General features: G+C 67.2%; 13 protein-coding genes. 5 read left to right on the top strand and 8 right to left on the bottom strand.

Annotated elements, in window-relative coordinates; translation table 11 throughout:
* Nucleotides 1-70: 70 nt before the first annotated feature.
* Genes WK25_RS11420 through WK25_RS11410 form a run of 3 tightly spaced genes read right to left on the bottom strand, consistent with a single transcriptional unit; the run spans nt 71 to nt 3379 of the window.
* Entirely contained in the window at nt 71-1282 is a 1212-nt protein-coding gene (locus WK25_RS11420) for a benzoate/H(+) symporter BenE family transporter (RefSeq protein WP_069241608.1), read from the bottom strand.
* 57 nt (nt 1283-1339) lie between these two features.
* Nucleotides 1340-2515, bottom strand: coding sequence for a vWA domain-containing protein (locus WK25_RS11415; RefSeq protein WP_040144751.1), 1176 nt, complete (start codon nt 2513-2515; stop codon nt 1340-1342).
* Between the two features lie 21 nt (nt 2516-2536).
* Complete coding sequence (locus WK25_RS11410; protein WP_040144750.1) at nt 2537-3379, bottom strand: AAA family ATPase; 843 nt, start codon at nt 3377-3379, stop codon at nt 2537-2539.
* A 245-nt stretch (nt 3380-3624) separates the two neighbouring features.
* Here WK25_RS11410 and WK25_RS11405 point away from each other — a divergent pair, with 245 nt between their 5' ends.
* Both WK25_RS11405 and WK25_RS11400 read left to right on the top strand, forming a co-directional pair.
* Nucleotides 3625-3984, top strand: coding sequence for a c-type cytochrome (locus tag WK25_RS11405; protein WP_006478192.1), 360 nt, complete (start codon nt 3625-3627; stop codon nt 3982-3984).
* 41 nt (nt 3985-4025) lie between these two features.
* A complete protein-coding gene (locus WK25_RS11400) occupies nt 4026-4385 on the top strand; it encodes a c-type cytochrome (protein WP_040144749.1) in 360 nt (119 codons plus the stop codon).
* A gap of 96 nt (nt 4386-4481) precedes the next feature.
* On the opposite strand, the gene WK25_RS11395 is transcribed toward WK25_RS11400, so the two are convergent.
* Complete coding sequence (locus WK25_RS11395; protein ID WP_069241607.1) at nt 4482-4916, bottom strand: DUF1841 family protein; 435 nt, start codon at nt 4914-4916, stop codon at nt 4482-4484.
* Between the two features lie 247 nt (nt 4917-5163).
* Between WK25_RS11395 and WK25_RS11385 the strand changes: the two genes are divergently transcribed.
* On the top strand, nt 5164-6093 hold the full coding sequence (locus WK25_RS11385) for a DMT family transporter (protein WP_059546363.1): 930 nt from the start codon (nt 5164-5166) through the stop codon (nt 6091-6093).
* Nucleotides 6094-6199: 106 nt separating this feature from the next.
* On the opposite strand, the gene nth is transcribed toward WK25_RS11385, so the two are convergent.
* Together nth and rsxB are read right to left on the bottom strand one after the other, a co-directional pair.
* A complete protein-coding gene (nth, locus tag WK25_RS11380) occupies nt 6200-6844 on the bottom strand; it encodes an endonuclease III (RefSeq protein WP_040144745.1) in 645 nt (214 codons plus the stop codon).
* Nucleotides 6841-7845 carry an electron transport complex subunit RsxB gene (gene rsxB, locus WK25_RS11375; protein ID WP_069241605.1) on the bottom strand — a complete coding sequence of 335 codons (1005 nt, stop codon included), beginning with the start codon at nt 7843-7845 and terminating at the stop codon, nt 6841-6843. The genes nth and rsxB overlap by 4 nt, the downstream gene beginning before the upstream one ends.
* A 156-nt stretch (nt 7846-8001) precedes the next feature.
* Between rsxB and WK25_RS11370 the strand changes: the two genes are divergently transcribed.
* Nucleotides 8002-8634 carry a TetR family transcriptional regulator gene (locus tag WK25_RS11370; protein ID WP_040144743.1) on the top strand — a complete coding sequence of 211 codons (633 nt, stop codon included), beginning with the start codon at nt 8002-8004 and terminating at the stop codon, nt 8632-8634.
* Nucleotides 8635-8739: 105 nt separating this feature from the next.
* On the opposite strand, the gene WK25_RS11365 is transcribed toward WK25_RS11370, so the two are convergent.
* Together WK25_RS11365 and WK25_RS11360 are read right to left on the bottom strand one after the other, a co-directional pair.
* A complete protein-coding gene (locus WK25_RS11365) occupies nt 8740-10230 on the bottom strand; it encodes a polyhydroxyalkanoate depolymerase (protein WP_040144742.1) in 1491 nt (496 codons plus the stop codon).
* Nucleotides 10231-10439: 209 nt separating this feature from the next.
* Nucleotides 10440-12269: a glycoside hydrolase family 15 protein gene (locus WK25_RS11360; RefSeq protein WP_069241604.1), complete on the bottom strand. Its 1830-nt coding sequence runs from the start codon at nt 12267-12269 to the stop codon at nt 10440-10442.
* Between the two features lie 166 nt (nt 12270-12435).
* On the opposite strand from WK25_RS11360, the gene WK25_RS11355 reads away from it, so the two are divergent.
* Entirely contained in the window at nt 12436-13683 is a 1248-nt protein-coding gene (locus WK25_RS11355; protein ID WP_156432188.1) for a lactonase family protein, read from the top strand.
* The last annotated feature ends 55 nt before the right edge of the window (nt 13684-13738 follow it).

Below are 13738 nucleotides of genomic sequence, written 5' to 3'. Positions count from 1 at the left end.
ATTCTAGGCCCGATTCGCGTCGCGCACGTTGTGGCGTGCCTTTTGCGTCGCGCACGCGCGCGACGCGGCGCTACGCGGGGCGCCGCGCATTCAGGATCACCTGCGTGACGACGCCCGCGACAAGCCCCCAGAACGCCGAGCCGATCGACAGCAGCGTAAGGCCCGACGCGGTGACCATGAACGTGACGAGCGCGGCTTCGCGCTGCTTCACATCCTGCATCGCATTCGCGAGCCCGCTCATGATCGAGCCGAACAGCGCGAGCGCGGCCACCGACACGACGAGCGCCTTCGGCAGCGCGGCGAACAGCGCGGCGATCGTCGCGCCGAACACGCCGGCGATCAGGTAGAACGTGCCGCACCACACGGCGGCCGTGTAGCGCTTCGCGTGATCGTCGTGCGCTTCGGGGCCCGTGCAGATCGCGGCCGTGATCGCCGCGAGGTTCACGCCGTGCGAGCCGAACGGCGCGAGCAGCAGCGACGCGAGGCCGGTCGTCGCGATCAGCGGCGACGACGGTGTCCGATAGCCGTCCGCGCGCAGCACCGCGATGCCCGGCACGTTTTGCGACGCCATCGCGACGACGAACAGCGGAATGCCGATGCTGACGATCGATGCGATCGAGAACGCGGGCATCGTGAACACGGGTTGCGCGAGCGCGATGTGGAAATGGCTGAAGTCGAGCAGACCGAGCCCGCCTGCGACGGCGGTGCCGACGATCAGCGTCGTGACGATTGCATAGCGCGGCGCGAGCCGCTTGACGATCAGGTACGTGAAGAACATCGCGAGCACGAGCGCCGTCTGGAACTGCGCGGCGCGGAAGATCTCGATGCCGATCTCGAACAGGATGCCCGCGAGCAGCGCGGCCGCGATGCCGGCCGGAATGCGCTTCATCAGCGTGTCGAACAGCCCGCTTACGCCGACGGCCGTCAACAGCACCGCGCACACGACGAACGCGCCGATCGCTTCGGGATACGGCACGCCGGGCAGCGATGTGATCAGCAGTGCGGCGCCGGGCGTCGACCATGCGACGACGACGGGCGCGCGAAAGCGCAGCGACAGGCCGATCGTCGTCAGCGCCATCCCGATCGACAGCGCCCAGATCCAAGACGAGATCTGCGCGTCGGTGAGGTGCGCGGCCCGTCCGGCCTGGAACATCAGCACGAGCGAGCTCGTATAACCGGTCATCATCGCGACGAAGCCGGCGACGAGCGTGGACACCGACGTGTCGGCGAAAAAGCGGCGGCCGCCGGCGCGGCCGGCGCTCACGGTGGGCGAAGGGTTCATGCTGTCTCCGGGGCAAGGCCGCCGGGGCGCGGCCTTCGTGTCTGCTGGGTGGGTGCGTTACTTGCTGAGTGCGCGCATCGCGGTTTCTAGGCCGGCGAGCGTGAGCGGATACATGCGCTGACCCAGCACGTCGCGAATGATCGAGACCGATTGCCGGTATTCCCATAGCCGCTCGGGCTCGGGATTCAGCCATGCATGGTGGGGGAACTGATCGGCGAGGCGGCGCAGCCATACGGCGCCGGCTTCCGGGTTGTTGTATTCGACCGAGCCGCCCGGCTGCAGCACTTCGTACGGGCTCATCGTCGCATCGCCGACGAAGATCAGCTTGTAGTCGGGCGTGAACTTGTGCAGCACGTCCCACGTCGCGGTGCGCTCCGAGTGCCGGCGGCGGTTGTTCTTCCACAGGTGGTCGTACACGCAGTTGTGGAAGTAGTAGAACTCCAGATGCTTGAACTCGGCCTTCGCGGCCGAGAACAGCTCCTCGGTGCGCTTGATGTGGTCGTCCATCGAGCCGCCGACGTCGAGCAGCATCAGCACCTTCACGTTGTTGTGGCGCTCGGGCACCATCCGCAGATCCAGCCAGCCGGCGTTCGCGGCGGTGCTGCGGATCGTGCCGGGCAGGTCGAGCTCCTCGGCCGCGCCTTCGCGCGCGAAGCGGCGCAGGCGCCGCAGTGCGACCTTGATGTTGCGCGTGCCGATCTCGACGGAGTCGTCGTAGTCGCGATACGCGCGCGCCTCCCACACCTTGACCGCGGTGCGGTTGCCGTTCGACGGGCCGCCGATGCGCATCCCTTCGGGGTTGTAGCCGCCGTGCCCGAACGGCGACGTGCCGCCGGTGCCGATCCACTTGTTGCCGCCTTCGTGGCGCGCCTTCTGCTCGTCGAGCAATTCCTTCAGGCGCTCCATCAGCTTGTCGAGGCCGCCCAGCGCGTCGATCTGCGCCTTTTCTTCCGGCGACAACTCCCGTTCGAGCCGCTTCTCGAGCCAGTCGAGCGGAATGTCGAACGCTTCGGACGGCAGCGTGGACACGCCGTGGAAATACGCACCGAACGCCTGGTCGAACTTGTCGAAGTACTGCTCGTCCTTGACGAGCGTCATCCGCGCGAGGAAGTAGAACGCGTCGATCGACGGCGAGATCAGCCCGGCCTTCAGCGATTCGAGCAGCGTCAGGTATTCCTTCACCGAGACGGGCAGCTTGGCTGCGCGCAGCGCGTAGAAGAAATTGAGCAGCATGGCCGGGCCTTCGCGGGTCGATTACCGGTTGTGCCGGTTCATGTAGACGAGCCGCTCGAGCAGGCTCAGATCCTGCTCGTTCTTCAGCAGCGCGCCTGCGAGCGGCGGCACGATCTGCTTCGCATCGGCGCCGCGCAGCGCGTCGGCCGGGATGTTCTCGGCGAGCAGCAGCTTCAGCCAGTCGAGCAGCTCGGACGTCGACGGCTTCTTCTTCAACCCCGACACGCCACGCAACTCGAAGAAGCTTTGCAGTGCCGCGTGCAGCAGCTCTTCGCGGATGTTCGGGAAGTGGACGGCGACGATCTTCTGCATCGTCGCCGCGTCCGGAAACTGGATGTAGTGGAAGAAGCAGCGGCGCAGGAACGCGTCGGGCAGCTCCTTCTCGTTGTTCGACGTGATGATCACGAGCGGCCGGTGCTTCGCGCGAATGGTCTCGCGCGTCTCGTACACGTGGAACTCCATCCGGTCGAGCTCGCGCAGCAGATCGTTCGGGAATTCGATGTCGGCCTTGTCGATCTCGTCGATCAGCAGCACGCTCGGGCGTTCGGCGTCGAAGGCCTGCCACAGCACGCCTTTCACGATGTAGTTTGCGATGTCCTTCACGCGCTCGTCGCCGAGCTGGGAGTCGCGCAGCCGCGACACCGCGTCGTATTCGTACAGGCCCTGCTGCGCCTTCGTCGTCGACTTGATGTGCCATTGCAGCAGCGGCATGTCGAGCGCGGCGGCGACTTCCTCGGCGAGCATCGTCTTGCCGGTGCCGGGCTCGCCCTTGATCAGCAGCGGGCGTTGCAGCGTCAGCGCGGCGTTGACCGCGAGCTTCAGGTCGTCGGTGGCGACGTAGTGCGAGGATCCTTCGAAACGCATGGCGGCGCTCTTCTTAATCGCAAAAAAACCCAGTATAAGTCAGAAGGGCTGTCCGGGCAGGCGGCGCCCGCGTATCGTTGCGGGGCTGCGGCGGGGCGGACCGGGGCGCCAATATGGACGCGTTCCCCGCCGACGCGGTACAATCTGGCCGTTTTTTTTGGCCTGCGTGGCGATCCGATAAGCAAACCGGCGCGGGCCGTTGCCGCTTCGGCGCCAGTTTCCCCTCAAGCTAGGTTACAAGAGCTATGAACAAATTCGTCGGCAAACACGTCGTTGTCGCAGCGCTCGTGGCGCTCGCGGGCAGCGCGCAGGCGGCCGGTGTGGTCGGCAACCCGAAGGACGGGGCGAGCAAGGCCGCCATGTGTATCGGTTGCCACGGCATCCAGGATTACCGCGCGGCGTACCCGGAGGTCTACCGGGTGCCCGTCCTCGGCGGGCAGAACCAGCAATACCTCGAGAACGCGCTGAAGGCCTACCGCAAGAAGGATCGTCACTTCCCGTCGATGAACGCGATCGCCGGTTCGCTGACGGATCAGGACATCGCGGATCTGTCGGCCTACTACGCCGCACAGAAGGCCGACACGAAGGACAATCCCTACAAGTAAAGCGCGCGCCGCCGATTCTTACCGGCGGGACAGGAGCATTCATGAACAACGCATTCAAGACGGCGGCGGTTGCACTGGCGGCCGGCCTCGCGATCGGCACCGCGCATGCGGCAGACATCACGAAGGGCAAGGAACTGGTCGAATCGCACAACTGCGCGGCCTGCCACGGCGCGCAGCTGAACAAGCCGATCAACGCCGAGTATCCGCGCCTCGCGGGCCAGCACGCCGATTACCTCGTGTGGGCGATGCGCCAGTACCAGATGGGCCTGACGAACCCGCTGCTCGGCCGCAACAACGCGATCATGCAGGCGCAGGTGCAGAACCTGTCGGTCAACGACATGAAGGACATCGCGGCCTACATCGAATCGCTGAAAGAGACCGACCTCGTCTTCAAGAAGTAAGCGCGCCGGGCCGTTGCGGCCCGTGCGGCACGAATACCCCGCCGCGGCGGGGTATTTTTTTGTCCGTCGGCCGATATGGCCGCAGCGCCGCGGCGCTCAGTCGCGCGACGCGCGATGCAGGATGCGCTGCAGGTAAGCGTCCGTATCGGGGGGCGTGCCCGTGCGCTGCGCTTCCCAGATCGTTTCGCCGAGGCATTCCATGATCGCGTGCTGCGCTTCGTGCGTCGAGTCGAGCTTCGCGGCCAGCTTGTCGTGCGCGGCGCGGATGCCGGGCGGCTGGTCGATCGACAACTGCTCGCTGATCGCGAGATGCATCGACAGATGCAGGAACGGATTCGTGCGGCCTTCCTCGGGCGTGTAATTGCGCGCGGCGGCGCCGTCGGCGTCCGCGAGGTCGTCATGGTATTCGGGGTGCTCGGCGATCCAGTCGGCGGCCATCGCTTCCAGCGGCGTCAGGATCTCGCCTGCGCGCTGCTTGCGCCAGGTTTCGGTGAAAAAGCGACGGACTTCGTCGCGACTCGGATTGAACATGGTGGGGAAACGTCGTGATTCGGGCGGCGTCGTGCCGCGTCGCGCATTGTACGCCGGGTCGGCGCGCGATGCAGGCGGCCTCGTCGCGCGTGGCGGCGGCTGTGGGCGCTGGCTGCTGGTCCGCGCAGGCGGCGTTGACTGCCGCTGCGTCGGCCGCGCGGCGCAACGGGTAAGCGCGGGCTAGGCTGGCTGCCGCCGCGCCGCTACACTCCGACGATTCCCGTCGTCGCGCTCGCGCCGTTTCGCCATGTCCGCCACCGTTCGCTCACCTTCCGCCGCGCTGCAGGGCGCGCTTTATGTCGCGTTGTCCGCCGCCGCGTTCGGCGCGATGGCGATCTTCGGCCGCTATGCGTATGCGGGCGGCGTCGACGTGCTCGGACTATTGATCGTGCGCTTCGCGATCGGGGGTGCGGTCCTCGCCGCGATCGCACGGCACCGCCGCGTCGCCTGGCCGCGCGGCCGTGCGCTCGCGCCGCTCGTCGCGATGGGCGCGCTCGGCTACGTCGGGCAGTCGTTCTGCTATTTCAGCGCGCTGCAGCATGCGCAGGCGAGTCTCGTCGCGCTGCTGCTCTACCTGTACCCGGCATTCGTCACGCTGCTGGCCGCGTGGTGGCTCGGCGAGCGTCTCACGCGCGCGAAGGCGATCGCGCTGGTGCTCTGCGTCGCGGGTTCCGCGCTGATGGTCGGCGGCGGCCATGGCGAGCCGCTCGGCATCGCGCTTGCGCTGGCCGCCGCGGTGATCTATTCGCTGTACATCGTCGGTGGCACGAAAGCGACGCGCGGCGTCGATCCGGTCGCGACCACCGCGATCATTTGCCTGTCGGCGACCGCGACGCTCGTCGCGATCGCGCTGGTGCGGACCGCAGCGTTCGGCGCGCCGCCGCGCTGGCCGGCGACGGCCGCCGGCTGGGCGTCGATGCTGGCGATCGCGCTGGTGTCAACGGTGGCCGCGATGCTCGCGTTCTTCGCCGGGCTGGAGCGGCTCGGGGCCGCGCGTACGTCGATGTTGTCGACGCTCGAACCGGTCGTGACGGTCGCGCTCGCCGCGCTGCTGTTCGGCGAAGCGCTGGCGCCGCTGCAGTGGGCGGGCGCCGTCGCGATCCTCGCGGCCGTGCTGGCGCTGGTGCGCGCGGGCGGCGCGGCAGCCGACGACGCGACGGCGACGTCCAATGCTTGACGGGAAAGGGGAAGCCGCCGGCGCGTAACGGCGCCGGCCGGCCGCACCGCGCGTGCCGCGAGCAGATAACCCGATGCGATGATTCGTCAGCCGCGGCTGACGCGCATCATTCGTTCGGCGGCGGCGTTTTCGGACGGAATTCGCACAGCGGCTCGATCGCGCAGTGCCAGCATTCGGGCTTGCGCGCCTTGCATACGTAGCGTCCGTGCAGGATCAGCCAGTGATGCGCGTCGTGCAGGAATTCCTTCGGCGTGAACTTCTCGAGCGCGGCCTCGACGGCCCGCACGTCCTTGCCCGGCGCAAGCCCCGTGCGATTCGCGACGCGGAAGATGTGTGTATCGACCGCGATGGTCGGCTGGCCGAACGCGGTGTTGAGCACCACGTTCGCGGTCTTGCGGCCTACGCCCGGCAGGCTCTCGAGCGCTTCGCGATCGGCCGGCACCTCGCCGTCGTAGCGCTCGAGCAGGATGTTGCACGTCGCGATCACGTTCTTCGCCTTCGTGCGGTACAGACCGATCGTCTTGATGTAGTCGGCGACGCCTTCCTCGCCGAGCGCGACGATTTGTCGCGGGGTGTTCGCGACCGGAAACATCTTCCGCATTGCCTTGTTGACCGACACGTCGGTTGCCTGCGCCGACAGCATCACCGCGATCAGCAACTCGAACGGCGTCGTGTATTCGAGCTCGGTGGTCGGATGCGGATTGAGGCTTTGCAGCGTTTCGTAGATCGCGCGTCGTTTGGTGGCGTTCATGGACGGTGCTTGTCGGGCGGGGCGGCCGGGCCGTTTTGCGCGGCGTTGTTGTCTTCTGGCGTGCTGCCGGCGCGGTCGGCTGCCGCGGCCTCGGCGTCACGCTGCGCCTGCTGTTCTGCGAGCCGCTTGCGGCGGGCTTCGGCCGCATCGATCTGCGCCTGCACGGCCGCACTCACGCCCTCGGTGTTCTTCGGCGCAGCGCCTTGCGCGGACAGCTCTTCCTTCTTCTTGCGCGCGCGTTCGAGCGCAGCTGCGATGATCGCGCGTTTCTTCGCGTCGGCGTCGTCGGCGGGTGCGGCGCTCGCTTTGCCGGTGTCTGCCGCGGCCGGCGCGTTGCCCGCACCGGCACTCGCGCTCGCCGCGCGGCGGGCGGCCGCGCGCGCTTCGGCGGCCTCGCGGTCGCGGCGCTGGCGTGCGAGCCTGCGGTCGTGGCGTTCGCGCGCGGCGTCGGCCTGTTCCTGCGACCACGCGTCCCAGCCGGTGCGCTCGCCGGTGACGGGAACCATCGCGATGCAGTCGACCGGGCAGGGCGGCACGCACAGGTCGCATCCCGTGCACAGCGATTCGACGATCGTATGCATCTGTTTCGGCGCGCCGACGATCGCATCGACCGGGCACGCCTGCATGCACAGCGTGCAGCCGATGCACAGGTTTTCGTCGATGAACGCGACGGCGCGAGGGTGCTCGGCGCCGTTGACGGGATTCAGCGGAATCACCGGCTTGCCGAGCAGTTTCGCGAGGCGCGCGATGCCTTCGGCGCCGCCGGGCGGGCACTGGTTGTAGTTCGCGTCGCCGGCGGCGATCGCCTCGGCGTACGGACGGCAGCCGTCATAGCCGCACTTCGTGCATTGCGTCTGGGGAAGCAGATCTTCGATGCGATCCGCGAGGGTCTTGGAATCGGTCACGGTGACAACGGGCGCGGCAGCGCCGAATGGCTCTCGGCCACGTCGCACGTGGCCGGAAAGGTTTGCCAAACCTCGATTATCGCCGATTTCCCGCATTGCGCTGGACGCCGTCTATGCGCATAATCGAACCGCTTTTTTGCAGGGGCTCAGCAGTAGGGCGGCCGCGCGCGGCGCGTCCGTTCGACGGCGGCCGGCGCCGAGGCGGTGGGGGTACCGGTCCGGATCACGCGGCTCACATAGCAAAACGCCACCATGAATCAGCCAAAAATCAAAAGAGATCCTGAAGGTACACGCCGCCGCATCCTGATGGCGGCAGCCGAAGAGTTCGCGGGTGGAGGGCTGTTCGGCGCACGCGTCGACCAGATCGCGCGGCGCGCCGAAACCAACGAGCGCATGCTGTATTACTACTTCGGCAGCAAGGAGCAGTTGTTTACGGCCGTGCTCGAACACGCGTTCTCCGCGCTGACCGAAGCCGAGCGCGTGCTCGATCTCGATGGCGTCGCGCCCGTCGAAGCCGTCACGCGGCTCGCACATTTCGTGTGGGACTACTACCGCGACCACCCCGAACTGCTGCGGCTCATCAACAACGAGAACCTCCACGAAGCGCGCTACCTGCACAAGTCGACGCGGATCCGCGAGATGATGTCGCCGATCGTCGCGAAGCTCGGCAACGTGCTGATGCGCGGCCAGAAGGCCGGGCTGTTCCGCAGCGACGTCGATCCACTGCGCTTCTACGTAACGCTGTCGGGACTCGGCTACTACATCGTGTCGAACCGCTTCACGCTCGCCGCGACGCTCGGCCGCGACTTCAGCGAAGCCGACGAGCGCGCGGAGATGGTCCGGATGAACACCGAGGTGTTGCTAGCGTATCTGCTGCGGCGCTGAGCCGACGAATCGACGAACCACTGGGCCCCCCGCTCGGGGCCGCCCGACGCAAAAACGCCGCCGTGCGCAAGCACCGGCGGCGTTTTTGCGTCGGAACGCAGCGTGTCAGGCGGCCTTGCGGGCGCGCACCGGCTTCGCGCGCGTGCTGCCTGCGCGTTTCGCGCTTGGCGCGGCCTTCGCGGCCGGCGTCCTCACGGGGGCGACCGTCACCGCCGGCGCTTTCGTGCGCGTGCGTTTCGCGGCGGCGGCGCGCGCCGTCGTTTCGGGCTGCGGCGTGGTGGCGGCCGGTACGCCGCCGATCGCGGTCGCGTCCTGCGCATCGGGCGGCAGCTTCGCCGCGCCGTTCTTCGGTTCCGGCGCGTGCTCGCGGATGAAGTCGCGCAGCTGCGGGTAGATGATCGTGCGCCAGCGGCGGCCCGAGAAGATCCCGTAGTGACCGCATTTCTCGGCGGTCAGGCTGCGGCGGTCGTCCTGCGGGATGCCCGTGCACAGCTCATGCGCGACGTGCGTCTGGCCGCTGCCCGAGATGTCGTCGAGCTCGCCCTCGATCGTCATCAGTGCGGTGCGCTTGATGTCCTGCGGACGCACGCGCTCGCCCTCGACGTCCCACGTGCCTTCCGCGAGCCGGAACTCCTGGAACACGATGCGGATCGTTTCGAGGTAATACTCGGCCGCCATGTCGAGCACCGCGTTGTACTCGTCATAGAAGCGGCGGTGCGCCTCGGCATCGTCCTCGTCGCCGCGCAGCAGGCTCTGGTAGAAGTCCCAGTGCGATTGCGCGTGGCGTTCGGGGTTCATCGCGACGAAGCCCGTGTGCTGCAGGAAGCCCGGATACACCTGGCGGCCTTCACCCGGATAGTTCGCGGGCACCGTGTGGATCACGTTGTTCTCGAACCATGCGGTCGAATGTTGCGTAGCCAACGAGTTCACGGACGTCGGGCTCCGACGCGCGTCGATCGGGCCGCCCATCATCGTCATCGTGAGCGGCGTGTCCTCGCCGCGGCTTGCCATCAGCGAGATCGCGGCGAGCACCGGCACCGTCGGCTGGCATACCGAGATCACGTGCAGATTGCGTGCACCGATGTGGCGGATGAATTCCTGGATGTAAGCGATGTAGTCGTGCAGGTGGAACGGGCCGACCTCGACCGGCACCATCCGCGCGTCGATCCAGTCGGTGATGTACACCTTGTGATCCTGCAGCAGCGTGCGCACGGTGTCGCGCAGCAGCGTCGAGTGGTGGCCCGACAACGGCGCGCAGACCAGCACGACCGGCTCGTCCTTCAGCTGGGTGACGGCGTCGGCGTCGTCCGAGTAGCGCTTGAAGCGCAGCAGCCGGCAGAACGGCTTCTCGATGATCGTCTGCTCGACGATCGGAATGTTGTGGCCGTCCTTGACGATCTGATGAATGTTGAATTCGGGCTTCTCGTAGTCCTTGCCGAGCCGGTACATCAGTTCGTACGCGGCGGCCATCCGCGTCGCGCCGGGCATCAGCGAGAACGGGCTGGACGGATTGGCGAACGACTTGGAAGCGGCCTGGGCCCAGGCCGTAAGCGGGCTCAGCATGGCCCGCTGGAATTCGTGCAATTGGTAAAGCATGCAGACAACTCCCGCGTGGGGGACGGTGCGGGCGGCGTGGGGCGTCGCGGCGTGCCGTGTGGGTCAGCGACCGGCCATGTTGCAGCGCGGCCGGACAATCGAGTCGATCATATCGGACAACGATGGGTGTTGCAATGCAACATTTCCTCAATTTTTCATCAAACTTTTGCGAATTGACGTTCTCTGAAAAAGCCGGCCCCCGCCGCCCGTCAACGCCCCGTCGCCACGGCCGGCGCGGGCTGGCCGGCGGCGCGCGCCATTGCTTCTTCGTGGTGCATCAGGTTCATTGCGGTATGCACGAGCGCCACGTGCGAGAACGCCTGCGGGAAATTACCGACGAGCCGGCCGTCCACCGGATCGTATTCCTCGGCGAGCAGCCCGAGATCGTTCGACAGCGCGAGCAGGCGGCTGAACAGCCGGTGCGCGTCGTCGATCCGGCCGAGCAGGGCGTAGTTGTCGACCAGCCAGAAGCTGCATGCGAGAAACGTGCCTTCGCCGGGCGGCAGACCGTCGTCGTACTCGGTCGTGCGGTAGCGCATCACGAGTCCGTCGTGCAGCAATTCCCGCTCGATCGCATCGACGGTGCCCACGATGCGCGGGTCCTCGGGCGGCAGGAAGCCGAGCAGCGGCATCAGCAGCACGCTCGCATCCAGCTCGTCGCTGCCGTAGCTTTGCGCGAACGCCTGTTTGCCTTCATGCCATGCGTTGGCGCACACATCCGCGTGGATCCGGTCGCGCAGTGCGCGCCACCGGTCGAGCGAGCCGGGCAGCCTGAACATCTCGGCCGACTTGATCGCGCGATCGAACGCGACCCACGCCATCACCTTCGAGAACGTGAAATGGCGGCGGCCGCCGCGCGTTTCCCAGATGCCTTCGTCGGGCTCCTGCCAGATCTTCTCGAGATGGTCGAGCAGCGAGCACTGCACGGACCACACGGTGTCGTCGGCCTGCAGCCCGCCCACGCGCGCGAGGTGCAGCGCGGCCATCACTTCGCCGAACACGTCGAGCTGCAGCTGGTTCGCGGCGCCGTTGCCGACGCGCACCGGTTTCGAATCCTGGTAGCCGGGCAGCCAGTCGAGTTCCATTTCGGGCAGGCGGCGCTCGCCCGCGATCCCGTACATGATCTGGATCTGCTCGGGCGAGCCGGCCATCACGCGGCCGAGCCACGTGCGCCACGCGCGCGCCTCGTCGTAGTAGCCGCCGCGCATCAGCGCGAGCAGCGTGATGGTCGCGTCGCGCAGCCAGCAGTAACGGTAGTCCCAGTTCCGGTTGCCGCCGATCTTCTCGGGCAGCGATGTGGTCGGCGCGGCGACGATCCCGCCGGTCGGCTCGTACGCGAGCGCCTTCAGCGTGATCAGCGAGCGGCGCACGGCCGCCGCGTAGCGGCCTTGCACCTGGCAGCGTCCCGACCATTCGAGCCAGTAGTTCTCGGTGCGTGCAAGCATCGACAGCGGGTCGCGCGCGGGCGGCAGCCGCAGGTGCGACGCCGCATAGCCGAGCGAGAACGGCACGCGCTCGTCGGCACTCACCGTGAACTCGGCGAGCGTGTGCAGATTCTTGCCGATGAGCGGCACGGGCGTGCGCAGCACGACCGTATCGGGGCCGGCGATGGCTTTCATCCCGTTTTCACGCGACAGCTGCGTGACCCAGGGAATCGAGAAACCGTAGTCGAAGCGCAACACGAGTTCCATCCGCATCTTCATCGTGCCGTGGCGGCCGACGACGATCCGCACGAATTCCGACCAGCCGTTGCCGGGCGGCATGAAGTCGATCACCGTAACGGCGCCGTCGGCGCTTTCGTAGTCGGTTTCGAGAATCAGCGTGTCGCCGCGATAGCGGCGTGTCGTGTGCGTGATCGCGACGTCGGCGGCCGGCGCGAGCAGCCAGCGGCCGTGTTCCGGCGTGCCGACGAGCGCCGCGAAACAGGCGCCCGAATCGAAGCGGGGCCAGCACAGCCAGTCGACGGAGCCGTCTCTTGAAACCAGCGCGGCCGTATGGCCGTCGCCGACAAGGGCGTAGTCTTCGATCAGGGCAGGCATGGGCAAGCGGTCCTTGGGTTATTCGAGTTCACAATGCAGGCTGCGGCGTCCGGGCTTCACGTGCCGGCGCCGCGCCCCGTATACTCGGCCGGGCGGCGGAGCGCGTTGACGGCCGGCGTTTCGTCCTATCTCAACACTTGAAGCGACTCGATGCAAGGAGGATTCAATGCCCAACCGTTTACGCGAGCATGACGCGCGCGCCACGACACGAGGGTTCCCGCTTAGGCTCGCTCACTGGATGAAAGGTTTCGCGATCGTCCTGTCGCTGTCCGCGAACCACGCATTCGCGCAGCAAGCGCCCGCACCGGCCGACGGCGTCTACAACCTGCTCGTCGGCACCTATACGGGCCACGGCAGCGACGGGATCTACGTGTACCGCTTCGATACGAAAACGGGCAGCGTCGCGCCCGTGTCGTCCGCGAAAACGGTGAACCCTTCCTATCTGTTGCCGAGCCGCGACGGTCGCACCGTCTATGCGGTCAACGAACTGCCCGGCGACAACGGGCCGGCCGCGCAGCGCGGCGGCATCAGCGCGTTCGGCTTCGATGCGAAGACAGGCACGCTCACGTTCATCGACCGCGTGTCGTCGGAAGGGAACGACCCCTGCTATCTCGCGCTGTCGCCGGACGGCAAGTACCTCGTCACCGCGAACTACTCGGTCGCCGCCGATCCGGGCGGCAGCTTCGCGGTGTTCCCGGTGCGTGACGGCGGCGCCGTCGACCCGGCCGTGCTCACGGTGCACCATGAAGGCACCGGGCCCGTGAAAGGCCGTCAGGACGGCGCGCACGTGCATTCGACCGTGTTCTCGCCGGATGGGCGGTACCTGTTCGTGCAGGATCTCGGCGCCGACAAGATCTACGGCTATCGCTATACCGTCGACGGCAGCCGCGGGCTGATCAGTCCGACCGATACGCGCTATACGCCGGTGAAGGCCGGTTCCGGTCCTCGTCACATGGTGTTCAGTGCCGACGGCCGGTTCGCGTACGTGACGAGCGAGCTCAACGCGTCGGTCGAGGTGTTCGGTTATCGGGACGGCAAGCTGACGCCGCTGCAGACGCTGCCGATGACCGTGCCGGGCTTCAAGGGCAAGGTCGGCGGCGGCGCGATCCACCTGTCGCCGGACGGGCGGTTCCTGTACGCGAGCAATCGCGGTGACGTGAACGAAATCGTGATCTACGCGGTGAACCAGGCCGACGGCCGGCTGAAGACGGTGGGCCGCCAGTCGAGCCTCGGCAAGACGCCGCGCGAATTCCTGATCGATCCGACCGGCAAGTGGCTGATCGTCGGCAACCAGGACAGCGATACGTTCTACGTATTCGGCCGCGACGTCGCAACGGGCCAGCTAGCTCCGAATCCGCAGAAGGTGGCGGTCGGCAGCCCGGTGGACTTCAAGCTCGTACCGGTCGCGCAGTAAAACGCGGTCGATTCACGGTCGATCCCCGGTCGATGCGAAAAGGGCGCTGCCGACG

The sequence above is a fragment of the Burkholderia latens genome (assembly GCF_001718795.1).
GTDB classification, from domain to species: domain Bacteria; phylum Pseudomonadota; class Gammaproteobacteria; order Burkholderiales; family Burkholderiaceae; genus Burkholderia; species Burkholderia latens_A.
This window is presented reverse-complemented; position numbering and strand designations above follow the sequence as displayed.